Consider the following 24,536-nt stretch of genomic DNA (forward strand, 5'->3'; position numbering starts at 1 on the left):
GATTACAGCGTAGCCACGTCCAGGATGGTCACCACGTCACCCTCGCCGAGGACGGCCGCCCCGGACAGCCCGGGAATCCCGGAGAGGATGCCTTCGAAGGGCTTGACGACGACCTCTTCTTGGCCGCGAACGTCGTCGCAATGCACGGCGACCTGTCGCTCCGAATCACGGATCCGGACGAGCATGCCGTCGCCGTTCCGCGTCTCGTCGGGGACGTTCAACGCGTCGCCGAGTCGAACCAGCGGGTACACCGTCTCGTCGTACGTGATGACCTCTTCGCCGTCGACTGATTTCACGGACTTCATCCGCGAGATCTCGTCGACTGTCTTGATCGGGATGCCGTACTCCTCGCCACCGCTCTCCACGAACAGCACCTTCACGATGGCGACGGTCACCGGCAGCGTCATCGTGAACGTCGTTCCCTCGCCGGGCGTGCTGTCGACGGAGACGCTCCCATCGAGTCGCGTCACCGTATCCCTGACCACGTCCATCCCGACCCCGCGCCCGGAGACGTCGGTCACCTCGTCGTTGGTCGAGAACCCGGGATGGAAGACCAGATCCTCGACGTCGTCGTCGGGCATGTCCTGGACCTCTTCGCGGGTTTTCACGCCTTTCTCGATGGCTTTCTCTCGCATCGTGTCGTGGTCGATGCCGGCGCCGTCGTCTCGGACTTGGATGAGCACGTGATCGCGGTCGCGCTCGGCGGACAGCGTGATCGTCCCCTCGCGGTCCTTGCCGTTGTCCTCGCGCACCGCCGGCTTCTCGATCCCGTGATCGACCGCGTTCCGCAACAGATGCATCAGCGGATCGCTGATCTCCGTGAGGATCGTGCGGTCGAGCTCGACGTCGTCGCCCTCCACGACGAAGTCGATGTCCTTGTCCTGCTCGCGGGCCAGATCCCGAACGAGACGGGGGAACTTCCCGACGATCTTCTTCATCGGGACCAACCGCATGTCCATCACGGTGTCCTGGAGGCTGGAGGTGATCTTGTCCAGCTCGTCCAGCTCGTCGAGTACCTCGCGGTCGCTTTCCTCCATGCCCCGCCGGAGCTTGATGCGGGTGGTGACCAACTGTTCGACCAGCCCGTGGAGCTCGTCGAGCTGATCGACGTCCACGCGAACCGACTGGATCTCCGTGTCCGTGTTGTCGATCGCCGAGGACCCGCCGCTGGAACTCCCGCTGTCGGCGGTCGTCCCGGCGTCGTCCGCATCGTCGTCGGCGCTGGCGTCCGCCTCGGTCCCGCTGTCGGCGTCTGGGGCGTGCTCGTCGTCGCCGACGGCGGTGACCGTTGCGTCCGACAGCTTGGGGAACGCCGCCACGGTGTCGCTGACCTCGTCGCTGGGCGTCGCGACGACCAGCTCGAAGCCGTCACCGTACTCGCCGTCGTTGATCGCGTCCGGCGACGGCTCGGCCCCGAGCAGATCGAAGGCCTCCGTGGCCTCCTCGAGTACGAACATCCCGTCGACGCCTTTCATCTGGGAGTCCCCCATGTCGATGTGGATGTGGTAGACGGGGTCCTCGGCGGCGTCGATGGTGTCCGCGTCGACGACCCGCGTCGCGTCCACGTCACCGTCGCCGGCCGGGCTGCCGGCGTCGCCGCTGCTGGTGGTGGTGTCGCTGCCACCGTCCTCGTCGACCTCATCCAGCACGGCCCGCACCGACTCGATGGTGCCGGTGACGTCTCGGTCCACGTCACCGGTGGCCTGGATCTCGTCGAGGCAGGCTTCGATGCCGTCGATCCCCTCGAAGATGCGGTCCATCCTGTCGGAGGTCACTTCGAGGTTGCCCTGCCGCATCTCGTCCAGCAAGTCCTCGACGGCGTGGGCGAGATCGCTTGCGTCCTCGAAGCCCATCGCGCCGAAGTTCCCCTTCAGCGTGTGGGCGGTCCGGAATATTTCGTCCATCGCCTCCTCGTTGCCCGGGTCCGACTCCAGCTCCAGCAGGGCGTTGTTGAGGCTGGTTACGTGTTCTTCGCCTTCACGAACGAACGCTTCGAGGTAGTCGTCCATGTCACGTCGTCCTCCGTATCGAATCCGCGATCGCTTCAGTTAGCTGATCGACCGGCAACACGTCGTCAACGCATCCCGTCTCGATGGCGCGCTCGGGGATCCCGAACACGGCGCTCGTGGCTTCGTTCTGCGCGAGCGTCGCGCCGCCGGCGTCTTTCACGGCACGCACGCCGTCCGCTCCGTCGCTGCCCATTCCGGTCAGTACGACCGACACGAGCGGGTCGGTAACGCGCTCGGCCGCACTCTTGAACGTCACGTCGATCGCCGGCCGGACGCTGTGCAGGCGCTCGCTTTGGTCCAATCGCACCCGCAGTCGGCCGTTCGAGTACCCCGAGACGCGCATGTGGTAGTCGCCGCGCGCGACCAGCCCCTCGCCGCCACCGATCCGTGAGCCGTCCTCCGCCTCGGTGATGTCGTACTGGCTCGCCGCGTCCAGCCGGTCGGCGAACCGGGACGTGAACTGGTCGGGCATATGCTGGACGATCAACACCCGGAAGTCAGCCTCCGCCGGGAGCGACGCGAGGATCGACTCGACGACGTTCGGCCCGCCGGTCGACGCGCCGATCAGCAGCGTCGGATTGTTCGCGTACTCGCTGGTGGTCGCGTCCGGCGGCGACGCCGGCTCCATCTCGACGTCGTGGCCCGCAGTCGGGTCCGCGCTCGCGACGCGCTCGACCGCCGCCACCAACTCCTCGCTGTGCCCCGACAGCTCCGTGGAAATCGTGCCCCCGGGCTTCGCGAACGTGTCGATCGCGCCTTTCTCCATTGCCTCTAGGGTGGCGTCGGCGTCCTCGGTGGTGAGCGCGGACACCATCAGGATCGGCGTCGGCTGCTCGCGCATGATCTCCGCGGTCGCCTCGATCCCGTCCATTTCGGGCATCTCGACGTCCATCGTGATGACATCCGGCTGGACGTCCGTAACCGCGTCCAGGGCGCGTGCGCCGTTCTCGGCGGTCCCGACGACGTCGACCCCGCCGTCCTCGAGGATGTCGCTGATGACCGTGCGCATGAAATGCGAGTCGTCGACCACCAGTGCCTCTGTCATGCGGTGAGCACGTCCGAAATAGCGTCCATCACACTCGGTTTCTGGAACGGCTTCGTGATGTAGCCGTCAGCACCGGCTTTCACCGCCTTTTTCATCTTCTCCTCTTGGCCGATGCTGGTGCACATGATGATGTGTGCCCCGGCATCGAACTCCTTGATCTCGGACGTGGCCTCGATGCCGTCTCGGATGGGCATCACGATGTCCATCATCACGAGATCCGGATCGTACTCTTTGTACATCTCTACGGCCTCAACCCCGTTCTCGGCCTCGTCAGCGATCTCGAACTCCTCCTCAAGAATCTCCCGGAGGAGATTCCGCATAAACTCGGAGTCGTCGACCAGTAAGACCTGCTTCGCCATGCCCTCTCGTTGTGCCAAGGGGCTAATAAACCCAACTGACCGATTATCAGACCTGATTGTCGATGGTCTCGTCTGCCGACACCGAACCGATGAGCTTGTCGATGTCCAACCACAGCACGAGCGCCACGTCCTCCTCGGCGGCGTCCGCCTCGCCCGGCGGCGTCGCCCCTTTTCGGATGACGCCGCGGACGAGCTCGCTTTCGATGGCCGACGTGCCGATGCGGTCGAGGCGGCTGCCCCGGTCGATCTGGTGCTCCGCGTAGCCCGACACCTCAGTGACTTCCGCCACACGGAGCCCGATCTTCTGTTTGTCGTCGGCACGATCGAGCACCAGAATGTTGTCCGAGTCGTGGTCCCCGTGGATCGCGAGGAACTCCCGCGGATCGACGATCGCCGTGGTTTCACCCCGCAAGTCCATGACCCCCTCGACGGCGTCCGGCGCCCGGGGCACACGCGTCACTTGCTTCGACTCGACGATGCTGTCGACGGCCGCGATGTCGATCGCACACACCTCGTCGCCGAGTTTGAACTCGACGACGTGTGCGGCCTCCTCGACCACCCGGTCGGCGTCTTCGAGGTTCATCACTGATTTACTCAGGGGGCAGCAGCCTCAAAACTGTTTCGCGCATCACACCCCGACGGGAGCGCTACCGGGGGAATTTGAGGCCGTCCTCGTCGTCGACGGTCTGCACCAGATCCTTGATCGAGTCGTCGGGACCGAGGTCGTTGGCCTCCAGGTACGCGATCAGTCGCTTGGTGGGATATTTCACCTGCACGCTCGACTCCCCCAGAAGGATGCCCAGCGCGCGATCGATCGACGTCGACCCGGCGAGCTGGCGCGCGTACCACACGAGCAACCCGTCGAACGCGGCACCGACGTCGTCGGTTGCGAGTTGCTGGTGGGAGATGTCGTCGCCGTACTTCGAGGCGATGTGGTAGGCGTACTTGCTGTCGTGGGTGTCTAACTCCTCGGCCAGCCACTCTTTGACGTCCCGGCCGGTGATCTGTGGCTCGGGGGGTTGTTCCGTCGTGTTCCCGCCACCGCGGTCACCCTGTGGGGGCTGCTCTCGCTGTGGGGCGCCACCCTCGGCTGCGCCGTCGGCGGGCGCGCTCGGCGGTCCGTCCGGCCCGATGACGTACCGGTCCTCGCCGATGGCCGCGACCTCGTCCTGCTCCTCGATGGCAAGCTCGTCGGGGGAGAGCACGCGGTCGTCGTCGTCCTGGTCGCCACCGGATACCATGCTGTTCAGTTGGCAACCTGTGGGCTAAAGTCTTGTCGCAATCGTGACGGGGTGCTGTCATTGGTCGGGCACCCGCCGGCAGCACACATTTCATCCCGGCCACCGACTCACGACCCATGACGTGGGACGCCGTCGGTGCACTCGACGACGCACTCGCAGAGACTCGGGCGTTGCTGACGCCGTTGGATCTCGGCGTGTGGAGCCGGCTCGCCGTGATCACGCTGTTCGCGGGCCTGTCGGCTCCCCAGACGCCGACCGTCTCCGTGGACGCGCCCCCCAACGCCGTAATCAACGTGGCGCAGGCAGTGACCACCGCGGAGATCCGTCTGGCCGTGGCCGCCATCGGCGTTACTGTGGTGGTGGTCGCTACCGTGGCAGCCGCCCTCGGCGCGGTGATGGAGTTCGTGCTGGTTGCTGCCGCGCGCTCCCAGGTCGTCCGCATCGCGGCCCCCTTCCGCGCCCACCTCGCCGCCGGGCTTCGGCTGCTCGCGTTTCGGATCGTGATCGTCGGGTGTGGGCTGGTGGCGACTGCGCTCGTTGCCAGCCCCATCGGCGCGGCGCTGGCGTTCGACCAGGCGTGGTGGCTGCTGGCGCTGGTGGTGACGCTGCCCCTGGGTGTGGTGATCGGTGTCGGCGCGGCGCTCGCGTCGGAGTTCACGACGGCGTTCGTGGTGCCGCTGATGGCCGCCGACGGCTGCGGTGTGCGCGAGGGGTGGCGACGGCTCTCACCGGTTGTGCGCGCCGACTGGCAGGAGTTCGCGGTCTACGTATTGGTGAAAGCGGTGTTGCTGTTCGGCGCGAGCATCGCGGTGGGGTTCTGTGTTGCTGTCATCGTGGTGCCGTTCGGCGCGGGCGCGCTGCTCGCGGGCGCGGTCTCGGGGGGCGGCGCAGCCGTGCTCGCTGTGACAGGGGTCGTGGGCGTGGTAGCGGTCGCCGCCGTCAGCGTGGTCTCGATGACGTTCCTGCGGTATCATTCCCTGTTGGTGTTGGACCGCTCGGCGGTCGCGTTCGCGCTCAGGTGATCGCAAGCGGGCGCTCACGGAGGGACCGGCCGGACTGTCGGTGCGGGACTGTGGCACCGACGGCAACGGCCAGGATCCGGGAGTCCCGCAGCGCGACCGACAAGGCATTTCACCCGCCAGCACAGACCCCACTGGTATGTTCCCACGGCTGGAGTACATCGACTGGCTTTCCGGCCGGCCCGAGGTCGCGTTGTACGACCTCGGGTCGAGCGCCCTGCGCGGCGACCGCGACCGCCAGCCCGCGGTGGTTCCGGAGCCGCTCGCGGGGCTGTCAGATCCGCCCGCCGGCGCAACCCTCGAAACCCAGATCGCAGGCGAGTACGGCGTCCACCCGGAACAGGTGTTGGTGACTCCGGGCGCATCGACGGCGAACTTCGTCGCGACGGCGGCGGCGCTCTACCCGACGGCCGGCACCGACGAGAACGGTGACGGCGGAACGCCCACGGCGCTCGTCGAGAAGCCCGGCTACGAGCCGCTGGTGGCGGCCCCCCGGGCCGTCGGTGGGCAGACCAACCGCGTCCTCCGGCCGGCCGACGACGACTACCGGATTTCGCCGGCCCGGATCGCGGCCGCCGCGACCGAGGACACCCAGGTGGTCACTGTGACGAACCGGCACAACCCCAGCGGTCGCCTCGCGGACGTGGACGCGCTCGCCGACGCGGCGGCCCGCGCCCGAGAGGTGGGCGCGCGGCTGCTCGTCGACGAAGTGTACGCGCCGTTCACCGAGACGGCAGGCGACGGCCCCTTCGGCGGGCCGACCGCGGTCGGGATCGACTCCGCAGTCGTGACCGGGTCACTGACGAAGTTCTTCGGGCTGCACGACAGCGGTGTGGGCTGGCTCATCGCCGACGCCGAGTTCGTCGATCGCGCCCGGTCGGTGCTCCGGCACATCCCGGGGCCCGCCGCGTCGAACCGCGCGCTGGGGATGCGGGCGCTGCACAACCGCGACGCGCTCGCCGACCGCGCGCGCTCCCTCGTGGCCGAAAACCACGGCCTGCTGGCGTCGTTCCGCGACGCCCACGACGACCTCGTCGCCGGCACCGTCCACGAGGGCGCGCCGTACGCGTTCCTCGACCCGCGCGAGGCGGACGGGGACGCGGTCGCGGCGGCGGCCTGGTCGGAGGGTGTGTTGGTCGTTCCGGGCCGGTTTTTCGACGATCCCGGCCGGATCCGTGTCAGCCTCGGCCGCACACCGGACCACGCCGTCGCGGCCCTGGACGCACTGGCGGGCGTGCTCGCGGACGGCCCGTAGGATCGCCCGACGGACAGCCGTCTGACGCCGGTCGGCCGCGGCTTGAAGACTTAAGGGCCTCCCGCATTACCCAGGTAGCATGGACGCAGACGCAGACGAGATCACCTCGCTGGTCGGTCGCGAGGTGTACTCGAACAACGGCGTGTTCGTCGGCGAAGTCGAAGACATCCAGTTGAACCTCAACGCGGAGGCCGTCACGGGGCTCGCACTCACGGAGCTCAACGCCGACCTGTTCGCCGCACAGATGACCGGGCAGAAAGGCGTGATCGTTCCCTACCGGTGGGTGCGTGCGGTCGGCGACATCATCCTCATCAACGACGTTGTCGAGCGCTACGAGGGCGACGATGCGGACAGCGAGATCGCAGTCTGAACCGGGCGGTCTGCGGGCTAGTTGCCGTTGTTCGCGCTCTCCGATTCGACGCCCATGGCGTCGAAGAGCTTCCTCGTGACGGCTTCCTCGGTGAGATCCAGCAGCGTCTCACGGTTCTCCTCGGTCGTCTCGATGCCGGTGAAAATGCCCAGCGGGATCTCCGCGCTGGCCTGCGTGGAGTGGCCCGCGGAGTCGCCGATGTCAACGAACGCGTCGGCCAACACCCGGCCGATGTTCAGCCGGATGTCCTTGGACTGGGCGTCCAGGTAGATCGTGTCGTCGACGATCCCGAACACCGCGGTCGTCGTGATGCCTTCGAGGTTCAGGAGCTGTGAGGCGGCCTGCGAGAGCGCGTCCCGGTCGCTGATGAACCCCGCGTTCGACACCAGGTGGCTGCCCTGGACCTCGCGGCTCGCGATCGCCTCCGCGAGCACGTCGAGCGTCTCCGGGCTCATGTTCGGGGACTCGACCTGTTCGAGCGTGTCGTGATCCGCGAACGGGTAGAGGTAGGCGGCCGCGGTCAGGTCCGCCGGCGTCGTGTCCCGGCGGAAATCGAGCGTTTCCGCGCGAATCCCGTAGAGCAGCGCCGTCGCGACCGTCTGGCTGACCGACAGGTCGAACTCCTGGATGTACTTGGTGAGGATCGTCGAGGTCGCGGAGACGCTCGGCCGCACGTCGGCGAACTCGGCGGTGAGCGACTCGTCTTCGAGCTCGTAGTGGTCGATGAAGATGTCGACATCACGGTCGATCGACACCGCCCCGGCTTTCGCGGGGTCGACCAGCGCGATCGTGTCGTAGTTGTCGATGTCGACGTCGCTGTACGGCGTGAGTTCGATGTCCAGGAGGTTCACGAACGCGCGGTTCTCCTGATGGCCGATGTCCCCGAAATAGAGGATTTCGGCGTCCACACCGAGATGGCCGGCGACGGCCTGCAGCGCCGCGGCGGCCGCGATGGAGTCGGGGTCGGGGCTGTCGTGAGTGATGATCGCGAACCCGCTCTCGGTCCCCGACACGACGTCCGCGAGCTGGCGGGCCTTGTATTCGAGCTCCCCGGACTCCAGGGCGCGCAGCGCCGCGTCGGAGATCACCGACGACGGATTGATGACCACGTCAGCGCCGAGCTCGGTGAGCTCGTCGCTCGTCACCGGGTCGCTCGCCCGCACCACGACGAACTGGTCGTCGTTTCGGGCGCGGATGTTCTTGACTGCGGCCTCGTTTGCGTCCACGTCAGACGCCATCACCAACACGACATCCCGCGTGTCGATCAGCGCCGCGACCTCCTGGTCGCGGACGTTTGCCACCTGCGCGTTCAGATCCTGATCGCGCAGCGCTTCCACGCGGGATTCGTCCTTGTCAACGATGAGAACGTCTTTGCCACGTTCGACCAACTCCTCGGCGACAGCGTGGCCCACGCTGCCACAGCCAAGGATCGCGTAGGTGGACATCGAGGAGATGGTGGCCCGGCTGCTCATGTTGTCACGGGATTGCGGCGGCCGTCACTTACGCGTTCCGACCGCTAGCCGACGACACGTCCGCGAGTGGGCAGCGCAGCCGTCGGGCCCACCGCGTATGTCAACTCCCGTCGGTCAGTTGCCGCGAATCAGAACGTATTTGAGTGCCAGCCGGTAATATGGGGATGCGTTCGGGCCGGTAGCTCAGTCTGGCAGAGCGACGGACTCTTAATCCGTCGGTCGCGTGTTCAAATCGCGCCCGGCCCGCTTTCTCGAAGCCGAACACAGCGTTGGTTGATAGCGCCTGCTGGCTCGTACCGGTTGGACCACCGCGCCACCCGCCCAGAGAGTATGTCCCGTACCACTCGGCGTCGCGGTGTCCCGGCGCGCCCGGCCTGACCGATCCACATTACAGGACGGACCACAGGACAGCTCGGGATCGAGAACCGCGACGGAGTGGTGAGTCGGTGCTGTGACGCTCTGATCACCAGGCCAAGCCTGTTCAATACCCACATCGCGTTTCCCACGTGCGTCCGTGACAACGCGTTTCGAGACACGACCTTGTCGCGTTGCCGGGACCTCATCGGCGTCGGCGACTCGGGAACGAGCGATGCGGTCGTGCTGTTGACAGGCAGTAGATTAATCCGGGGTGCGGTGCTCCGGCCTGCATGGTGAGTCAGCGAGCCAAGACAGTCCTCGGGCTGGCACTGATCGCTGTTGGTCTCATCCAGGTTGCCTCGTTTGCGTGGAACAGCAACCTCGGATACTCGGTGTCGGGGCTTCTGTACGTTGGCATGGGTGCTGCATTTCTCTGGGCCGAGGTGTACACCACGTCGGCGTGAGACCCCTCCAGATGGGCGCCGCAGTTCGATGGCGTGGTGGCCTTCGGTCGGGGTTTTGCGTGTGTCGTCTCGTTCTACGAACGCACCAACCGTCCGGCAGCCAGGACAAAGCAGGTCGTCTGCGGCGCTGATCTCGGGTGGCTGGCTGCGCCGCTCGGGGTTTCCTGGATGCCAAATCGCCCAGGAACCACGTCAGTTTGCGGTCGGGGGCTCAGTGAAGACGCGGACGGTGACACAAGCTCCGAGTGCTGAGGCGGAGTGCGTTGCATCACGCCACCGGGATCGTTCCTGCCCTTGCGGAGCATACCATACGGCGTCTCGCTGCCCACCAGCTGATTGTATGGTGGAACCGTAGGGCCGAAAACGGGCTAGGATCGTCAAATCTGTTCCACCGTTGGGTGGCTCCCGTAATCCACTGCGAGGGCACAGTATCGAGAAACGAAGATCGGCCGCCCGACAGCATCGTGTCGGCCGTCAGTACGTGTTCGCTGTTAGCTCGGGTCGACCGTTCCGACGCGGCCTCGCTGGAACACGTATACGAGGGCCGAAATGGGCGGGCCAGCAAGGATTCCGAGTAGAGCCAACAGCGGAATTTGCCTCACAAGAACGACGGAGAGGGGCGCGATGAGGGCATAGGACCAAGCTAGGGGCACCCCCTCGCCAACCTGATCGAGTTTCCGACTGTCGAGTTCGTAGAGGACAGCCAGGAGGACCGTCATCACAACACCGATGGCGTACGTTTCCTGTGATCGTGACAGTTGACTGAACACATCCAAAGCGTGCGCCTGTGACGGCGCTACTAACGCCGATAACGAGCCAGTGATGTCTAACATGCTGAGTGCCGGTACTGCCCCCCAAAAGGCACCGAATGCCAGTATTATACGTCTATACCCCACCTCACTGATCGAAGGGGTGGCTTGTTCCGTGGACATAACCGATAGATTCACCACCACACTCATAAACCTTTTGACTGCTTTGATTTATATCCGTTGAATCCGCAGACGATGTTGGGATGAGGTTGCTCTGTGCTCTCTCAGGAGCGCTGTGAGTTCCGAGATGGAGCCTTCGCAGAGAGCGTGATGATCGAGATCACGAGTAAATCGATCCAATTCCTCGTCGGGGGATATCGAGACAATCGCGTCTCTGTCGATCGCGATCCCCGTGTTATCGCCGGATTCAACAGAGCAGGACTAGCCGACCCACGCTAGATGAGAGGAACGGCTACTTAATCGCCGTCCCCGGACGCTGGCTCGTTCCCCATCGCGCCCGCCCTGAACAACAGCACGGCACCGGTGATGACCGCCAAGAATTCGAGCACACGTTCCGAACCTGGCGCTTCGGAGAGGAGCGACGTCGTGCCGGAGGTGTACACCGCATAATATCGGCCGCTAGCGTTGACTACAACCGCTTCTCGTAGATCCGTCTGAGACTTGCTCGCCCCGGTTTCAACCGCCCGCTGGACTGCTGGCGAGTACTGATCAACGGGGTGCGAAACGTCCGCTACCGCCTGTGAGGCGTTTACTCGCTCTACGCTGAGACGATATGATTGCGCCGACTCGTTCCAGCCGGTGACACGTTCGAAGACACGTCCGTCACCGGGGAACGCAAGATACCGATCTCGGGCAGCAAGCGACGGGTCTCCGTCGACGTGCCGGACACCGGGATACGATGCGGAACGTGAGCGCTCAGTGAGCAGCGCGGATTCAAACCCACAGGTCCGAGTCGGGGACCGCTCCCTGAAGCAATCGAGTCCGTTGATCTGTTTGAGCCTCGGTGAGTCTTGCTGAACCTGTACTCGGTCGTCTTCAACAGTGAGCTGTGTGGCACTGTACTCGTGCTCGGTTCCTGTGACGTCCAACAGGGGTGCCCAGAATGGAACCGTGAGTAAACACAGTGCGAGTATAACGAGCGCGAGTCGAGGAGGGCGGTCGGTCATATCAACAGCTATTGGTCTAGCGTTTGTATGGATTTTGGTCAATAACAGGATCGGTTCCGCATGGATCTGGGCTGTTGACTCCGATGACGGCGTGGAGAGCACTGTTTGAGCGCCTGTTCAAAGGGGGAGACTGTGGCGGCCACCACGCGTTCACGGAATTCGCGGGACCAAGCGTGAGGGTGGCCAGGAGGATACAGAGAGCACCAACAGAAGGGAGTCACAGTTCAACGAGAACCTGAATACGGACACCTGCGCTGAACCAGTAGATAGCGAGGGCAACATTTCTGACAGCCGCTTTCAAAGCGAGTTCTCGGAACTGCCCGAATCACGTACGAGCCCGAAGTGTTTCTCGGGATACCTTCGCGAGGACCCACTTTCTACACCGGAGAAATAAATTCTGGATGTTTATGCGCCCTACAACACGCGTCCAATGCCAACTATGATAATTGCTGTGAAAACCCCCCTTACCCCCATGATAAAAAATTGGATGTTTTAAATTTTCAGGTCCAGAATTAATAATTTCAGCAGCTACTTTTTCAACCAGATCCAATAGGCCAAAGCTGAAAGATACCACAGGTCCACCAGCCTCGTATGCGACAATAATGGCAGTTAAATAAGCTGGAATCCTCGCAAGCTTAGATGCTGGCTGCAATACTTCGGAGAGTTGGTACGGAACAGCAACCGACAGTCCCACCATAAGGATATAGCCGAGCTTTCTTTTTTTTCGCCGACCAATCGCACCCTTCTAAACGTCGAAGTTGATTCAGTATTTCTGGAATTGGGATAATGAGGCGTAAATACCTCCGCAGACATTTTGTAAATGGGCACTCTCTGGCCCATTCTATCCATTATTTTATTTGCGCCACTAAAAAAAGAGATTAAAATCAGGATAGCAATCAACCAGTCTGGGTAGGTAGCTGATCCTCCACTCTGCTGAGCTAAAATCGGTAATGGATTGCCATTCACCATGTGAAAACCCTCCCCGACCACGGTCTCGGCTGATTCTGCGCGTCCACTTCGCCTCGTAAGTAGAGTTGGCGCCACATGGTTATCTTGTAGAGGTCTTCGTGTTCCCAGTTAACGTATCTAGAATCGGCGAGTGTCTGTTCTTCGATCCATGAGTACTGCCGCTGGTATTTGGGGATTTTGAACCGAACGTTTCTCCACAATATGCTCTGTACGGTACTCTCAGTGGCGTTGATATTGGTATTCATGCTCATACGAACTGAATCACCTTCCGGAGTGAATGTTTGTAGTTAGTAATAATCTGGCCGTTATAATAACAAAACGGTTGGAACTACCGCTGCCGACTATTCCAAGTCGTCGGTCGCAATCTCTCCTCTGAGCCATGCTCGCCCCCGCTCGGAGAGCTGGTAGAGCGCGCGGTCTTCGTCGAAGTATTCGACTAATCCGTATTCCCGAAGAACCATCATGTGTTCGCGGACGGTTTGACTGCCCCAATCAATGTTGGCCGCTATCGCGGTGGGGTTGAGAATCAGTTCCTCGGCCCCCTTGTTCTGCAGTTGTTCGAGGATGTCCCTATCCACGGGCGTCATCCACGACGCTAACTGGGGCTTCGGCATACTGAATGTCAGTCATCTATGGGCGTATTACTATTTTCATGGCCTGAAACGCCCGTATATTTGTGTTTGAGGTACAAACAAAACTATTGGTAAGGAATAAGTGGCAGACAGACACAACGACTAGGTACAGGAGTCAAAGTGTCGAAAGAGTGCGAGCCTCGCTGCACCAACAGCAGGCTCGCGCGGGCTCCTGTACTCGGGCTACAGAAGCCATGCTAGAGTCCACCGACAACGCTGAAGAGCGTTCCGACGGCGCACAGCATTTCGACTGTCCGAACTGCGGGCGGGGGGTGCAGGCGGTCACACAGCACGGGCCGACCGACGCCACCGCCAGCCCGTGCGGGTGTTCGATCAGCCCCGCGCACATCGACGCCCTCATCGCCGGGCGAGACGACGACTGACGCCGCCACTCGGACGCGGCCACGCCGCGACGCCGCCCGCCAGCGGGCTGCGTCGCCGGGCTCGCGCCCCCGTCAGCCCGGCGCAGTCGGCGCGGACGACCACGCAAGGTTGATGGTTCGGGATTCGAAATAATCACGAAGTATGCGTGGGGCTGACGGTCGCGTGACCGACGCCGACTACCGGGAGCTGCGCGGCGCAACCGAAACCCCCCGGGAGGCGGTGGTGGTGGGGCTGGCCGGCGAGGTCGGGCTGACGTCCGCCGAGATACCGCGCGTCCGCCCGTGTGATGTCGCGCCCCACGACCACGACGGTGTCACACACTATTTCCTGGCCGTGCCCGGTGCCGACGGCGGCAGCGACCGCGACGCCTACCTCCCGCCCGCGGTCGAGCGCGACATCCGGCGGCGCGCCGACGCCGCGGGCCTGGCCGACGACGACCCGCTGGTCGACGTGTCGGCGCGCCGCGTCCAAACGCTGGTCAACGCGGTCGCCGGGCGCACCGACACGGCCGGCTTGGACGGGGTCTCCGCCCAGGACCTGCGCTCGTTTTTCGCCAGGCGGCTGCTCACCGGGGCGGGCGTCGACCCGCGTGTCGTGGCGGCAGTCGGCGGCTGGTCGCGGCTCGCCAGCCTCGATCAGTACGCCGCGGTGGACGCCGCCGACCGGGACGCCATCGCGCGGGCGTTCGACGGCACAACGCGAGCGCCGACGGGTCGCAGCGAGCAGCGGGCACACGACCGGGTGGATGAAGCGCACAGCGCCGTCCTCGCGGCGGGGGACGCCCTGTCGGATGCGAGCACTCGGGGGGCCGTCGAGACGGCCGTCTGCGAGGCCTTGGCCGCCAGCGACGCCTACGAGATGGCGTGGCTGGCGCGGCCGACGACTCGCGACGACGTGACCGTTGCCGCGACCGCGGGCGGCGGCTGTGCGATCCGCGACGACGCGAGCGCCGCCCCGGGCGCGACGCTCGTGCAAGCCGCCCTCGACGACGGGACAGGGCTGTTCACGCCGGCCGCGAGCGCTGCCCCGGCGGTCGCGGCGCTGCGCGAGCACGCCGCGGCGGCGGGCGTTCAGGCGATGGGCGTCGTTCCGGTTGCCGGACCCGAGGCGGCCCACGGCGTCCTGGCCGTGGGGGCGTCAACAGCACGGTTCAGCCAGCGCGAGCGCACCCTCATCACGGACCTGGGGCGTCGCGTGGGCCGGGCGGTCGCGCTGGCTGAGCAGCGCCACCGCCTGCTGACGGACACCGTTCTCGAAGTCGCGTTCGAGGTCCGGGCGGGGTCGGTGTTCGCGCGCACCGCGATCGAACAGGGGTGTGACCTCTCCCTGGAGGGTGTCGTGCCCGGTGACCGGCAGACACTCGTGTTCTTCGTGCGGGTCGCCGGCGCACCCGCGGACGGCGTCCGTGACTGGCTGCACGACCACGACGGCGTCGTGAGCGTGCGCGTGGTCCGCGACCAGGGCGGCGAGGCGGTGCTCGCGGTCGGGGTGGCCCCGGGCGCTGATCTCGCGATGGCGGTCGTCAGCCACGGCGGGACGATCCGGGATCTCAGCGCCGGCCCCGGTGGGGAGCGCGTCGTCGCCGGCGTGGCCCCCGAGACGGACGTGCGTGCGCTCCTCGATGCCCTCGCCACGGCGTTCCCCGGCGTGTCGCTGGCGGCCAAGCGCGAGCGCGCCCGCGGCGACGAGACGGGGCAGCGCGACGGGGCGTCGCTGCACGACGCGCTCACCGACAAGCAGGCGGCGGTCCTGCGGGCGGCGTTTCACGCCGGCTACTTCGAGTGGCCCCGGGAGTCGACCGCCGAGGACCTCGCGGCCGACATGGGCGTGACAGCCCCCACGCTGCACAACCACTTGCGGCGCGCCCAGCAGAAGCTGCTGGCGACGGTCATCGACAGCGATGGTGGCTGCGACCCGGACACGCCCTGGCCGGACACGCGACAGTAACCCAGGTGTGTCCACACACCCCACCGTCGTGGGGCGGTTCCGAGCACCCGATCCCGAATGGACAATTAGGATAATTAGCGTTCGTGCTTAACAGGATGGTTGGTTTGGGTGCAACTGGGACATGAGCAACGACACCGACACCCCGGAGCTGGAGGCGCGACTCACCGACCAGGACGAGTTCACGCCGCCCGAGTCGTTCGTCGAGCAGGCGAACGTCTCCGACCCGGGTATCTACGACGAGTTCGATGCGACCTGGCCCGAATGCTGGACTGGCGCGGCCGACCTGCTGGACTGGGAGACGCCGTACGATCAGGTCCTCGACGATTCGAACCCGCCGTTCTACGAGTGGTTCCCGGGCGGCGGCCTGAACGCGAGCGCGAACTGTCTGGACCGCCACCTCGACGAGCGCGGCGACGAGGCCGCCATCGAGTGGGTGGGCGAGCCGGCCGACGAAGCCAACCGCACGTACACGTACGCCCAGCTCCACCGGGAGGTCAACGAGTTCGCCGCCGGGCTGCGCGAGATGGGTGTCGGCGAGGACGACATCGTCACGCTGTACATGCCGATGGTGCCCGAGTTGCCGATCGCGATGCTGGCCTGCGCGCGCCTCGGCGCGCCACACTCGGTGGTGTTCGCGGGCTTCTCCGCGGACGCGCTCAGCACGCGAATGAACGCCGCCGACTCGGAGTATCTCGTCACCTGTGACGGCTACTACCGGCGCGGCGACCCCCTCGATCACTACGCGAAAACGCTCGACGGCCTGGATGGGGTGTCACACGCGGTCAGTGACGTAGTCGTCGTCGACCGCCTCGGCGCGAACGGCGACGGCTTCGACCACGACCGCCCGGCCGCACACCACGACTACGACGCCGTCGTCGCCGCCCACGACGGTGCCAGCGTCTCGCCGGTCGAGCGCGACGCCACCGACATGCTGTTCTTGATGTACACGTCGGGCACCACCGGCCAGCCCAAAGGCGTCACTCACTCCACGGGCGGCTACCTCTCGTGGGCCGCCTGGACCTCGCAGGCGGTCCTGGACATCAAGCCGTCTGACACCTACTTCTGCTCGGCGGACATCGGCTGGATCACCGGCCACTCCTACATCGTCTACGGGCCCCTGGCGCTTGGCACCACGACGATGCTCTACGAGGGCGCCCCGGACCACCCCGACAAGGACCGCCTGTGGGAGCTCGTCGAGTCCTACGAGGCAACCCAACTGTACACCGCGCCGACGGCGATCCGGTCGTTCATGAAATGGGGGGTGGAGTACCCCGACGCCCACGACCTCTCCAGCCTGCGGCTGCTCGGGACCGTCGGGGAGCCGATCAACCCACGCGCCTGGACGTGGTATTACACCCACATCGGCGACGAGTCGTGCCCGATCGTGGACACGTGGTGGCAGACCGAGACCGGCGGCATGATGGTCACGGGGCTGCCCGGCGTCTCCACGATGAAGCCGGGGTCGGCGGGCCGCCCACTGCCGGGCGTCGACGCGCGCGTCATCGACACCGACGGCGACGACGTGGCGGGCGGGCGGGCGGGCCACCTGACCATCCAGAAGCCGTGGCCGGGGATGCTCCAAACCCTCTACGAGAACGACGAGCGGTTCATCGACGAGTACTGGCGGGTATACTCCGACACCGACAGCGGCGACCCCGCGGACTGGGTGTACTTCCCGGAGGACGGCGCGAAAGTCGACGACGACGGCTACATCACGGTCCTGGGGCGCGTCGACGACGTGGTGAACGTCTCCGGGCACCGCCTGGGCACGATGGAGATCGAATCGGCCATCGTCGACGTGCCGGGGGTTGCGGAGGCGGCGGTCGTCGGCGGCGACCACGACCTGAAAGGCGAAGCCGTGTACGCGTACGTGCTCACCACGGACGACCACGACGCCAGCGACGCCCTCCGTGAGCGCATCGTGGCCAGCGTGGAGGACGCCATCGGCCCCATCGCGCGTCCGGAAGCGGTCGTGTTCGCGCCGGAACTCCCGAAGACGCGGTCGGGGAAGATCATGCGCCGGCTCCTGGAGGACATCGCAAACGACGCCGACCTCGGGGACACCTCGACGCTCCGGAACCCCGACGTGGTGGAGACGATTCAGGACCAGCTGGCCGGCGACTGACCCGATTCAGAGGTCCGCGTACGGTCCGGCGGCCGCGTCCGTGAGCCGCGCCATCTGGTCGTCGGTCAGGTCGATGGTCGCCGCGTCGATGTTCTCCGACAGCTGGTCGGGGGTGCGCGCGCCGACGATAGGGGCCGTGATGCCGTCGCGGTGCAGCAGCCACGCCAGCGCGACCTGGGGCGGCGACGCCTCGACCTCGTCCGCAACTGCGTCCAGGACGTCGTGGGCGTCGAAGTTCGCGTCCGTGAGGTAGGTGTCCGCCCACCGGCTGGAGTCGCTGGCCTTCGACTCGCCGGTGAGGCCGTCGTCCCGGCTGTACTTCCCGGTGAGAAAGCCCTGTGCCAGCGGGCTCCACGGGCAGACCGCAAGCCCCTGCTCGCGGGCGAACGTGAGGTAGTCGCCTTCGATCTCGCGGTCAACCAGGTTGTACCGCGGCTGGAGCACGCTGAACGGCTCCCAGCCCTCGGCGCGCGCGAGCTCGTTGGCCCGCGCGATCCGCCAGGCGTTCGGCTGGAGCGTCGACGCGCCCAGGTAATGGACGAGCCCGTCGGCGACCAGGTCGTTGAGCGTCCGCATGAGCTCGCGGGCCGTGGTGTCGCCGTCCCAGCGGTGGATGTACAACACGTCGAGGTACTCCGTGCCGAGGCGATCGAGCAGCGCGGTGATGCGGTTGCGGATGGTTTTGCGGTTCGTCCCCCGACTGTTGGGGTCGCCGTCGCGCACCTGCCAGTAGATCTTGGAGGCGATGGTGTACCGGTCGCGGTCGCGGTCCGACAGCCAGTCGCCGATCCAGCGTTCGCTGTCGCCGCCGCCGTACACGTCGGCGGTGTCGATATACCGGCCGCCCGCGTCGGCGTACGTGTCGAGGAGGTCGTGGGCGCGTTGCTCGCTGATTTCGAGGTCGCCGGACTCCGTTCGCTTGCCGAACCGCCACGTCCCGAACTGGAGGGCACTCGTCTGGAGTCCGGTGTCGCCGAGCTGCACGAAGTCGAGCGGCTGGTCGTCCGTGGGTGGCATGGTCGGCTCCGAGTAGCACGACCACGCCCATATGCGTTCAACAATCGGCAACCCGCGGCGGCCTGGCGGCCGGACGCGGGCACCCGCCGGTGGGCAGTCCAAACTGTGGGACGAACCGGCGCAAAACTCAATCCGGGGCGGACGTCAACCGAGCGTGGCGTGAATGCGCTCCCGGTACGTGGGGTTCCCGTAGATCCCCATGGCGACCACGAGCAGCGATACCGCGAGCACGACCAGCGAGCCGACCGGTCCCCGCCATTCCGGGCCGAAGAACAGCTGGACGAGGCCGAACAGGGCGCCGAAGGTGCCCATGAATACGAGCACCCATCCCAACGCGCCGGCCGACACCCGACCGATCCATTCGACTAGTTTCGTGGAGGACGACATACGTAACATGTTTGACGGAATAGGCATATAACTTTGGGAAAGCCGGTGATCAGTGACTTGCTGTTCCCGGTTCCCGCACTGGGCGGAGTGCGCGTGGCACCAATTCTCACTCACTGGAAGGCGGAATCTCCGACTCGCCGAGGCAACCGAGCGACGCCGACATCGAACGGCGGTCTGCGACCAGCCGGGGAAGGTCGTCGTACCACGGTGGCGGCAACCCCCGCATGGAGACACCCCAGTACGTCCACGGAGACGTGTGCACCGCCGTCCGGATCCGGTAGCCAATGGGTCTCGAAACCCACGTCGTGACGCGCTGGCTGCCGCCAGCCCGCGTTTAATTACATATAACAACAGTTAATGTGGGTGCACGAGACGCTCCGGTCGTGTCCGACTACACCACCATCTCTCTGAGGAAGGACTTCGTCAGCGACGTCGAGACCTACATCGAGGACGAACCGTTCGCCTCCCCGAAGGAGTTCGTGAAACACCTCGTCGTCCGCGAGATGGAGGACGACGGCGAGATCACCGAACAGGAGGCCCGCGAACTCGGGCAGAAACTCGCCGAACTCGGGTACGTGGAGTGAGCCCCCGATGGCAGACTCACGCTACCGGTCGGCGGTGAAGGCAGCGTCGTACCGCGTGTTCGCCACGACGCTGGTGTTCACCATCGCGTTCCTCTACACCGGCGAGTTCGGCTCCGCGGCGAAGATGGGTATCTCTGCTGCCGTCGGAAAGACCGTACTGTACTACCTCTGGGAGCGCCTCTGGAGCACCATCTCGTGGGGACGGCAGGCCGCCTGACAAGGCGGCTTGGGAGCGGTGGCAACCCCGCACCGACCTCTCCCGGACTACGCACCGTGCGCTCGCGCACGCAAGCTGCGTGACCGACCTGCCGTCCGACCCCCAGCGGTCCAAAATCCCGCGCGGTCGATCGCGGAGGCCGCTACTCGCCTTGTGGGCTGTAGTTCGGCGCTTCGTCCGTGATCATCACGTCGTGAGGGTGGCCCTCGGTCTGTCCCGCCGCGGAGACACGCACGAACTCGGCGTCAGCCTTGAACGCCGGGATCGACTCGGCCCCGACGTACCCCATGCCGGACTGGATGCCGCCGACGAGCTGGTGGAGTTCCGACGCCAGCGACCCCTTGTAGGGGGTTGCAGCCTCGACGCCCTCGGGGACGTACTCCTCGTCCTCGTCGTCGTCTTTGAGGTAGCGGTCGCTGCCACCGGACTGCATCGCCCCGACCGAGCCCATGCCGCGGTACTGCTTGTACTTCTTGCCGTTCATCGTGATGACGCGGCCGGGTGCCTCGTCGGTGCCGGCGAAGTACGAGCCGAGCATCACGGCGTCGGCACCCGCGGCGATTGCTTTCGCGGCGTCGCCGGAGTACCGGATTCCGCCGTCGGCGATCACGGGCACGCCGGCCGGCGCGGCGACGTCGGCGACCTGTGAGACGGCCGTGATCTGTGGCATGCCGGACCCGGTGACGACGCGGGTGGTGCAGATCGATCCCGGCCCGATCCCGACCTTGATGCCGTCGGCGAAGTCCACGACCGCTTCGGCGGCTTCGCGGGTGCCGACGTTGCCGACGACTACGTCGGCGTCGACGCTGGCTTTGATCTCGCGGGCGGAGTCGATGACGTTCAGGTTGTGCGCGTGCGCACAGTCGATGAACAGCACGTCCGCGCCCGCCTCGTCGACCGCGGTCGCGCGCTCCGTGTCGAAGGGACCGACGGCGACGCCGACGCGGAGGCGGCCGTTCTGGTCGCGGGCGGCGCTGCCGTGTTCGCGGCGTTCGAGGATGCCCTGCATGGTGACCAGGCCGACGAGGTGCTGCTCGTCGTTGACGATCGGAACGCGCTCGATTTTGTGCTCGTACATGAGTTCGAGCGCGTCGCGTGCGGTGATGTCTTCGGGGGCGGTGATGACCTCGTCGGTCATCGCCTCCCGAACGGCATCCGACTCGCCGACTTCGAGATACGGCCGGATGTCCGTCGCGGAGATGATGCCGCGTACCGTGTCGTCGTCGTCGACGACCGGGGCACCGGAGACGTCGCTGCGGTCCATCATCTCGTCGACGGCCTCGACGGTCTGCTCGGGGGCGGCCGTGACGACGTTCTCGCGGTCGATGACGAGTTCGTCGGCGCGCTTGACGCGTTCGACCTCCGCGACGACTCGGTCCGTGTCCATGTTCTGGTGGAGGACGCCCAGGCCGCCCTCGCGTGCCATCGCGATCGCAAGCCGGGACTCGGTGACCGTGTCCATGGCGGCCGACAGTACAGGGACTTCGAGTTCGACGTTCGTGGAGACGCGCGTGGCGACGTCGGCGTCGTCCGGTTCGACGCGGCTCTCGGCCGGGCGCAACAGCACGTCGTCGAACGTGAGCGCTTCCGGGACGCGAAGCTTCTCGGAGAATCTGCCGTCCGTTGAGGAATCGTTCGCCATGTCAAACGGTCGGTGTGAGACCGCAAAAGCGTTGCGAGATTGGGCGAACGTGACCCGGCGGAGATACGTGGGGGAGACCACCATGCATGGTTGTGCATTCCCGTCGGGGGAACAACACGTGTACAGTTCGACGGGCGTTCCCCCACCAGTTCTTCATAGACGTTCTAAAGCATCGTTGTATTCTCGATAAACTACCACCGTGGGTAGATAACCCAAAGCCCCCACTTAAAGACCGGTATCGGTTCCTTACCATATGCGTCTCTTTGTCACGCAATCTTTATGGATTCAAACGAATTTACTGCACGTATGGACTCCATCAGTCCCAACACGAAGCGTACGACCGGCAACCACACTGTTGTTTCCCCGGACGTACCGAAATTCACCCTTGGGACGATGGACCACCGACGTGGGCGCTGGCTCGGATTCCCGCCAGCAACAAATACAGGCGCACGCACGACCGCCCGTCTGTATCGTCGCTCCGACCACACCCCCACGTTGAGAAGATAGCATATGAGCAGCTCACGTCACCCCGTTGCGCTCCGGCTGGAGCAACAGGTAGGCGGCGCAACCAAGCTCCTCGCGACGGTAACGCTGTTGCCGCTCGTCGATGGGATCTTCGCGGCGCTCGTGCTCGCCGGCGCACTCGACACGTGGGCCGGCGTCCTCCAGACGGGCCTGCTCGTGTTCGGCGGCAGCGCCACCCTGGCAGTCATCCTCGCGGAGATGGACGGCACCCGCCGTGAACAAGCCACCAGCGTGCTGATCGTCGGCGTCCCGCTCATCGTCATCGCGACCGCCGAAGCGGCGCTCGCGCCGACGGTCGACACGGTCGTCGACATCCACACCTTCGAGCGCTTCGCGGCGCTCGTCATCCTCGCGATCGCCGCGAAAACCGCCAGCGCCACCATCGGGGAGTACCTGCCGTCGCCCAGTGTCATCATCGGCCTGGGCTTTCTCGCCAGCGCGAGCCCGGCCAACGCCAGGCTCGTCACGCAGTACGAGAACGGGCTGCTGTTACACGCCGCCGCCGCCGGCGGCGTTGCAGTCACGTTCGCGCTCGTCGTCGTCGCGCTCGGGCCGGCCCTGCGCCGCGTCGTCGACATCGACCGGTTCCGGTTCGGCTCCGCCGTCGCGCTCGCCACGCTCGCGCTGTCCGTGTTCAACCTGGTGCCGTCACAAGCGCCGCTGATGGTGTTCGCGGTGGCGGGCCTGCTGGCGTTCGACCCCGACCAGGCGGCCAGCGACGACGCCGAGGCCGCCCCCGACGGCGAGGGCGGCCCGGACGGCATCACGGTCCCGGCCGACGATGGCCCCGACGCCCGCGCCACGCCCCCCGCAACTGACGGCGGGAACGGCCACGAGCCCGACGAGGCCGCGTACGGCTACCCCGGCGAGGACACCGCCGAGGAGCGCGCGCCCTGGCTGTAGCCCTCGGACCACACCGCATCGCAGTCATCGTGTGCCCGGCGACGACACGCTTTCATGTGCGCACAGTCAGGCGTACATGTATGGCTGACAACCGCGTCGTGCAGGGTCGCATGGTCACCCCAAAGAAACTCGCGGAACTCGTCGAAGGCACGTCGGTGATGGACGCCGAGCCGATCAGTGACGCCGACCGCGACTGTCCGGAGTGCGGCAGCGACGTGCTGACCGTCGGCTATATGCCGTCGGTCACGGAGTTCATCACCGGGTACAAATGCCAGGACTGCGACTGGAGCGCCCGAGAGTCGTAGCCGCTCAGTCGGTCGTCCAGCGCACGGTTTCGATCTCCGTGGTGGACGCCGCAACGACCGTGCCGACGCGGTCGCCGTCCTCGTACTCCGGAACCGCCACGCGGTCGTAGCCCTCGACGACAACGTCCCGTAGATCCCCCTCGAAGTCGTCGGCGTCCTCGACGCCCAGTCGGTTCTCGCCGCCGAGCTCCCGCACGACAATCGGATACTCTGGCATACACCCAAGCGATGCCGCGCGATCCACAAAACCCACTCGCTGCGTGGCGGTCCGGGCGGCCCCCGAATCGAAACCCTCTTGAGGAGATTCGCCGTATGATGGAACGCACGGGGCTGTGGCCAAGCCAGGCATGGCGACTGACTCCAGAGGCCCGCGCCCGGGACGACGCTCCAGACTGGTATACCGAGCGGCCGACTGATCATCGGTCCGCTGTGACGACCCTCTGGAGTTCCGAGGCGCACCGGAGATATCAGTCGATCGGGGGTTCAAATCCCTCCGGCCCCATACCCTTACTTCAGATATCCAAAACCGCAAGACGGGAGTGTCCCGCGATTTCCCGTGGACCCCCACTTTCGCGGTTTCGAGTCTGATTTGAATCGTTCAGGGGTACGACTCCAACGCCTTGTGGCGGTCCGCTCGATGCACGGTAGTCTCAAATATTACTATTGCTGGTTGGATGGAGACCTTATTCTCCAATTACACAATTATAATACGTTTGAACGCAGGGAATACTCTATGAGTAGCGGCACTGAGGAATCTCTTGAAGATGCAGTTGACCGATTCGAAAGGACGTTAAATCATCAGATACAGATAATAAATGAGATTGATAAAAAGGCGGAGCATGTTACCCGGTTAATCGGTTTGCTGGTAGGAGCGATATTATCCGTCTTGGCTGTGGCATTCCGGATAAACAATGGACAGGTCTCCCCTCCTAACCTCCCAATTTGGGTAGCATTCTCGGCTGGCGTCTTCTTACTGATTTCCTCGATGACCTTTTCTATCATCACGTACCTCAGCAGTCGATTCAAAATTGGCTTGCACTATCAGCCCGCACAGCTCCTAAACCAATCCGACTACGACGTAAAAAAGGAGAAGCACATTCGTCGTGTAATCGGAACTTACGGTCATAACTTAAAGAAAAATAAGAGAGTTATCGAAGTAAACTCAAGTCGCTTCAGATACTCACTAGTTTCACTATTGGACGGGATTACATTTATGTCTCTCTCTGGGATCCTCTTTATCGGTTCAGTGAGTACCTGCTGGAGTTGGGTGGCATTGTGCGTACTTGCGCTGATTGCCTTCTTCCTCTCATGGTACATCCTCACAGGCAATTATTTAACCCTCGATGACCGAATCTAGTGCATGAGTGAAGAC

Annotated in this window: 25 protein-coding genes and 2 tRNA genes; 14 read left to right on the forward strand and 13 right to left on the reverse strand. The window is 64.9% G+C overall.

Translation table 11 applies throughout. The features are described from left to right. Nucleotides 1-2: 2 nt before the first annotated feature. The 5 genes from cheA to JRZ79_RS16960 all read right to left on the reverse strand — a co-directional run bounded on the left by cheA (nt 3) and on the right by JRZ79_RS16960 (nt 4,654). Nucleotides 3-2,009, reverse strand: a complete 2,007-nt coding sequence (gene cheA / locus JRZ79_RS16940; RefSeq protein WP_205252617.1) for a chemotaxis protein CheA — start codon at nt 2,007-2,009, stop codon at nt 3-5. 1 nt (nt 2,010) lies between these two features. Then, the gene (gene cheB, locus JRZ79_RS16945) at nt 2,011-3,054 is read right to left on the reverse strand and encodes a protein-glutamate methylesterase CheB (RefSeq protein WP_136361302.1); all 1,044 of its coding nucleotides are present in this window, start codon (nt 3,052-3,054) and stop codon (nt 2,011-2,013) included. Next, complete coding sequence (cheY, locus tag JRZ79_RS16950) at nt 3,051-3,413, reverse strand: chemotaxis protein CheY (protein WP_010902692.1); 363 nt, start codon at nt 3,411-3,413, stop codon at nt 3,051-3,053. The genes cheB and cheY overlap by 4 nt, the downstream gene beginning before the upstream one ends. Nucleotides 3,414-3,459: 46 nt before the next feature. Next, nucleotides 3,460-3,996, reverse strand: coding sequence for a chemotaxis protein CheW (locus JRZ79_RS16955; RefSeq protein WP_010902693.1), 537 nt, complete (start codon nt 3,994-3,996; stop codon nt 3,460-3,462). Nucleotides 3,997-4,060: 64 nt separating this feature from the next. Further along, nucleotides 4,061-4,654 (reverse strand): hypothetical protein, encoded by a 594-nt coding sequence (locus JRZ79_RS16960; RefSeq protein ID WP_010902694.1) that lies wholly within the window; start codon nt 4,652-4,654, stop codon nt 4,061-4,063. 116 nt (nt 4,655-4,770) lie between these two features. On the opposite strand from JRZ79_RS16960, the gene JRZ79_RS16965 reads away from it, so the two are divergent. The 3 genes from JRZ79_RS16965 to JRZ79_RS16975 all read left to right on the forward strand — a co-directional run bounded on the left by JRZ79_RS16965 (nt 4,771) and on the right by JRZ79_RS16975 (nt 7,298). Further along, nucleotides 4,771-5,676 (forward strand): hypothetical protein, encoded by a 906-nt coding sequence (locus tag JRZ79_RS16965; RefSeq protein ID WP_205252618.1) that lies wholly within the window; start codon nt 4,771-4,773, stop codon nt 5,674-5,676. Between the two features lie 136 nt (nt 5,677-5,812). Next, a complete protein-coding gene (locus JRZ79_RS16970; RefSeq protein WP_205252619.1) occupies nt 5,813-6,928 on the forward strand; it encodes a pyridoxal phosphate-dependent aminotransferase in 1,116 nt (371 codons plus the stop codon). A gap of 79 nt (nt 6,929-7,007) precedes the next feature. Continuing rightward, a complete protein-coding gene (locus tag JRZ79_RS16975; protein WP_010902697.1) occupies nt 7,008-7,298 on the forward strand; it encodes a PRC-barrel domain-containing protein in 291 nt (96 codons plus the stop codon). Nucleotides 7,299-7,315: 17 nt separating this feature from the next. Here JRZ79_RS16975 and JRZ79_RS16980 read toward each other — a convergent pair whose 3' ends face one another. Next, the gene (locus tag JRZ79_RS16980; protein WP_205252620.1) at nt 7,316-8,770 is read right to left on the reverse strand and encodes a DHH family phosphoesterase; all 1,455 of its coding nucleotides are present in this window, start codon (nt 8,768-8,770) and stop codon (nt 7,316-7,318) included. Between the two features lie 172 nt (nt 8,771-8,942). Between JRZ79_RS16980 and JRZ79_RS16985 the strand changes: the two genes are divergently transcribed. Beyond that, nucleotides 8,943-9,016 (forward strand) — tRNA-Lys (locus JRZ79_RS16985). Nucleotides 9,017-9,417: 401 nt separating this feature from the next. Continuing rightward, nucleotides 9,418-9,591 (forward strand): hypothetical protein, encoded by a 174-nt coding sequence (locus tag JRZ79_RS16990; protein WP_205252621.1) that lies wholly within the window; start codon nt 9,418-9,420, stop codon nt 9,589-9,591. A 491-nt stretch (nt 9,592-10,082) separates the two neighbouring features. On the opposite strand, the gene JRZ79_RS16995 is transcribed toward JRZ79_RS16990, so the two are convergent. The 3 genes from JRZ79_RS16995 to JRZ79_RS17005 all read right to left on the reverse strand — a co-directional run bounded on the left by JRZ79_RS16995 (nt 10,083) and on the right by JRZ79_RS17005 (nt 13,110). Further along, nucleotides 10,083-10,523: a hypothetical protein gene (locus tag JRZ79_RS16995; protein ID WP_231546353.1), complete on the reverse strand. Its 441-nt coding sequence runs from the start codon at nt 10,521-10,523 to the stop codon at nt 10,083-10,085. A 293-nt stretch (nt 10,524-10,816) separates the two neighbouring features. Continuing rightward, complete coding sequence (locus JRZ79_RS17000) at nt 10,817-11,527, reverse strand: hypothetical protein (RefSeq protein ID WP_205252622.1); 711 nt, start codon at nt 11,525-11,527, stop codon at nt 10,817-10,819. A 1,310-nt stretch (nt 11,528-12,837) separates the two neighbouring features. Continuing rightward, nucleotides 12,838-13,110 carry a winged helix-turn-helix domain-containing protein gene (locus tag JRZ79_RS17005; protein ID WP_205252624.1) on the reverse strand — a complete coding sequence of 91 codons (273 nt, stop codon included), beginning with the start codon at nt 13,108-13,110 and terminating at the stop codon, nt 12,838-12,840. 212 nt (nt 13,111-13,322) lie between these two features. Between JRZ79_RS17005 and JRZ79_RS17010 the strand changes: the two genes are divergently transcribed. From JRZ79_RS17010 to acs, 3 genes are all read left to right on the forward strand, one after another. Beyond that, the gene (locus tag JRZ79_RS17010) at nt 13,323-13,511 is read left to right on the forward strand and encodes a hypothetical protein (RefSeq protein WP_205251701.1); all 189 of its coding nucleotides are present in this window, start codon (nt 13,323-13,325) and stop codon (nt 13,509-13,511) included. A gap of 142 nt (nt 13,512-13,653) precedes the next feature. Next, the gene (locus JRZ79_RS17015) at nt 13,654-15,459 is read left to right on the forward strand and encodes a bacterio-opsin activator domain-containing protein (RefSeq protein ID WP_205252625.1); all 1,806 of its coding nucleotides are present in this window, start codon (nt 13,654-13,656) and stop codon (nt 15,457-15,459) included. Nucleotides 15,460-15,580: 121 nt separating this feature from the next. Further along, complete coding sequence (acs, locus tag JRZ79_RS17020; RefSeq protein ID WP_205252626.1) at nt 15,581-17,584, forward strand: acetate--CoA ligase; 2,004 nt, start codon at nt 15,581-15,583, stop codon at nt 17,582-17,584. Between the two features lie 6 nt (nt 17,585-17,590). Here acs and JRZ79_RS17025 read toward each other — a convergent pair whose 3' ends face one another. Both JRZ79_RS17025 and JRZ79_RS17030 read right to left on the reverse strand, forming a co-directional pair. Further along, complete coding sequence (locus tag JRZ79_RS17025; protein ID WP_136361312.1) at nt 17,591-18,601, reverse strand: aldo/keto reductase; 1,011 nt, start codon at nt 18,599-18,601, stop codon at nt 17,591-17,593. Between the two features lie 144 nt (nt 18,602-18,745). Next, a complete protein-coding gene (locus tag JRZ79_RS17030) occupies nt 18,746-18,988 on the reverse strand; it encodes a hypothetical protein (protein ID WP_227970929.1) in 243 nt (80 codons plus the stop codon). 383 nt (nt 18,989-19,371) lie between these two features. Here JRZ79_RS17030 and JRZ79_RS17035 point away from each other — a divergent pair, with 383 nt between their 5' ends. Together JRZ79_RS17035 and JRZ79_RS17040 are read left to right on the forward strand one after the other, a co-directional pair. Next, complete coding sequence (locus JRZ79_RS17035) at nt 19,372-19,572, forward strand: hypothetical protein (protein WP_049892500.1); 201 nt, start codon at nt 19,372-19,374, stop codon at nt 19,570-19,572. A 7-nt stretch (nt 19,573-19,579) separates the two neighbouring features. Next, nucleotides 19,580-19,789 (forward strand): DUF2061 domain-containing protein, encoded by a 210-nt coding sequence (locus JRZ79_RS17040; RefSeq protein ID WP_205252628.1) that lies wholly within the window; start codon nt 19,580-19,582, stop codon nt 19,787-19,789. 142 nt (nt 19,790-19,931) lie between these two features. Here the strand turns inward: JRZ79_RS17040 and guaB are convergent, their stop codons facing one another. Next, complete coding sequence (gene guaB, locus JRZ79_RS17045; RefSeq protein ID WP_012289261.1) at nt 19,932-21,431, reverse strand: IMP dehydrogenase; 1,500 nt, start codon at nt 21,429-21,431, stop codon at nt 19,932-19,934. A gap of 510 nt (nt 21,432-21,941) precedes the next feature. Between guaB and JRZ79_RS17050 the strand changes: the two genes are divergently transcribed. Both JRZ79_RS17050 and JRZ79_RS17055 read left to right on the forward strand, forming a co-directional pair. Further along, nucleotides 21,942-22,859 (forward strand): DUF5794 domain-containing protein, encoded by a 918-nt coding sequence (locus JRZ79_RS17050; protein ID WP_136361314.1) that lies wholly within the window; start codon nt 21,942-21,944, stop codon nt 22,857-22,859. A gap of 80 nt (nt 22,860-22,939) precedes the next feature. Beyond that, the gene (locus JRZ79_RS17055) at nt 22,940-23,164 is read left to right on the forward strand and encodes a DUF5795 family protein (RefSeq protein WP_010902716.1); all 225 of its coding nucleotides are present in this window, start codon (nt 22,940-22,942) and stop codon (nt 23,162-23,164) included. 4 nt (nt 23,165-23,168) lie between these two features. On the opposite strand, the gene JRZ79_RS17060 is transcribed toward JRZ79_RS17055, so the two are convergent. Continuing rightward, on the reverse strand, nt 23,169-23,381 hold the full coding sequence (locus JRZ79_RS17060; RefSeq protein ID WP_010902717.1) for a hypothetical protein: 213 nt from the start codon (nt 23,379-23,381) through the stop codon (nt 23,169-23,171). A 109-nt stretch (nt 23,382-23,490) separates the two neighbouring features. On the opposite strand from JRZ79_RS17060, the gene JRZ79_RS17065 reads away from it, so the two are divergent. Together JRZ79_RS17065 and JRZ79_RS17070 are read left to right on the forward strand one after the other, a co-directional pair. After that, nucleotides 23,491-23,666, forward strand: a tRNA-Trp gene (locus JRZ79_RS17065). A 231-nt stretch (nt 23,667-23,897) separates the two neighbouring features. Next, complete coding sequence (locus JRZ79_RS17070; protein WP_229373416.1) at nt 23,898-24,521, forward strand: hypothetical protein; 624 nt, start codon at nt 23,898-23,900, stop codon at nt 24,519-24,521. Nucleotides 24,522-24,536 lie beyond the last annotated feature (15 nt).

The organism is Halobacterium sp. BOL4-2 (genome assembly GCF_016917835.2).
Lineage (GTDB): Archaea > Halobacteriota > Halobacteria > Halobacteriales > Halobacteriaceae > Halobacterium > Halobacterium salinarum.

Bases quoted from the DNA above. Each gene is read 5' to 3' on its own strand.
- cheA (WP_205252617.1), bottom strand. From the start codon at position 2,009: ATGGACGACTACCTCGAAGCGTTCGTTCGTGAAGGCGAAGAACACGTA.
- cheB (WP_136361302.1), bottom strand. From the start codon at position 3,054: ATGACAGAGGCACTGGTGGTCGACGACTCGCATTTCATGCGCACGGTC.
- cheY (WP_010902692.1), bottom strand. From the start codon at position 3,413: ATGGCGAAGCAGGTCTTACTGGTCGACGACTCCGAGTTTATGCGGAAT.
- JRZ79_RS16955 (WP_010902693.1), bottom strand. From the start codon at position 3,996: ATGAACCTCGAAGACGCCGACCGGGTGGTCGAGGAGGCCGCACACGTC.
- JRZ79_RS16960 (WP_010902694.1), bottom strand. From the start codon at position 4,654: ATGGTATCCGGTGGCGACCAGGACGACGACGACCGCGTGCTCTCCCCC.
- JRZ79_RS16965 (WP_205252618.1), top strand. From the start codon at position 4,771: ATGACGTGGGACGCCGTCGGTGCACTCGACGACGCACTCGCAGAGACT.
- JRZ79_RS16970 (WP_205252619.1), top strand. From the start codon at position 5,813: ATGTTCCCACGGCTGGAGTACATCGACTGGCTTTCCGGCCGGCCCGAG.
- JRZ79_RS16975 (WP_010902697.1), top strand. From the start codon at position 7,008: ATGGACGCAGACGCAGACGAGATCACCTCGCTGGTCGGTCGCGAGGTG.
- JRZ79_RS16980 (WP_205252620.1), bottom strand. From the start codon at position 8,770: ATGAGCAGCCGGGCCACCATCTCCTCGATGTCCACCTACGCGATCCTT.
- JRZ79_RS16990 (WP_205252621.1), top strand. From the start codon at position 9,418: ATGGTGAGTCAGCGAGCCAAGACAGTCCTCGGGCTGGCACTGATCGCT.
- JRZ79_RS16995 (WP_231546353.1), bottom strand. From the start codon at position 10,523: ATGTCCACGGAACAAGCCACCCCTTCGATCAGTGAGGTGGGGTATAGA.
- JRZ79_RS17000 (WP_205252622.1), bottom strand. From the start codon at position 11,527: ATGACCGACCGCCCTCCTCGACTCGCGCTCGTTATACTCGCACTGTGT.
- JRZ79_RS17005 (WP_205252624.1), bottom strand. From the start codon at position 13,110: ATGCCGAAGCCCCAGTTAGCGTCGTGGATGACGCCCGTGGATAGGGAC.
- JRZ79_RS17010 (WP_205251701.1), top strand. From the start codon at position 13,323: ATGCTAGAGTCCACCGACAACGCTGAAGAGCGTTCCGACGGCGCACAG.
- JRZ79_RS17015 (WP_205252625.1), top strand. From the start codon at position 13,654: ATGCGTGGGGCTGACGGTCGCGTGACCGACGCCGACTACCGGGAGCTG.
- acs (WP_205252626.1), top strand. From the start codon at position 15,581: ATGAGCAACGACACCGACACCCCGGAGCTGGAGGCGCGACTCACCGAC.
- JRZ79_RS17025 (WP_136361312.1), bottom strand. From the start codon at position 18,601: ATGCCACCCACGGACGACCAGCCGCTCGACTTCGTGCAGCTCGGCGAC.
- JRZ79_RS17030 (WP_227970929.1), bottom strand. From the start codon at position 18,988: ATGTCGTCCTCCACGAAACTAGTCGAATGGATCGGTCGGGTGTCGGCC.
- JRZ79_RS17040 (WP_205252628.1), top strand. From the start codon at position 19,580: ATGGCAGACTCACGCTACCGGTCGGCGGTGAAGGCAGCGTCGTACCGC.
- guaB (WP_012289261.1), bottom strand. From the start codon at position 21,431: ATGGCGAACGATTCCTCAACGGACGGCAGATTCTCCGAGAAGCTTCGC.
- JRZ79_RS17050 (WP_136361314.1), top strand. From the start codon at position 21,942: ATGAGCAGCTCACGTCACCCCGTTGCGCTCCGGCTGGAGCAACAGGTA.
- JRZ79_RS17055 (WP_010902716.1), top strand. From the start codon at position 22,940: ATGGCTGACAACCGCGTCGTGCAGGGTCGCATGGTCACCCCAAAGAAA.
- JRZ79_RS17060 (WP_010902717.1), bottom strand. From the start codon at position 23,381: ATGCCAGAGTATCCGATTGTCGTGCGGGAGCTCGGCGGCGAGAACCGA.
- JRZ79_RS17070 (WP_229373416.1), top strand. From the start codon at position 23,898: ATGAGTAGCGGCACTGAGGAATCTCTTGAAGATGCAGTTGACCGATTC.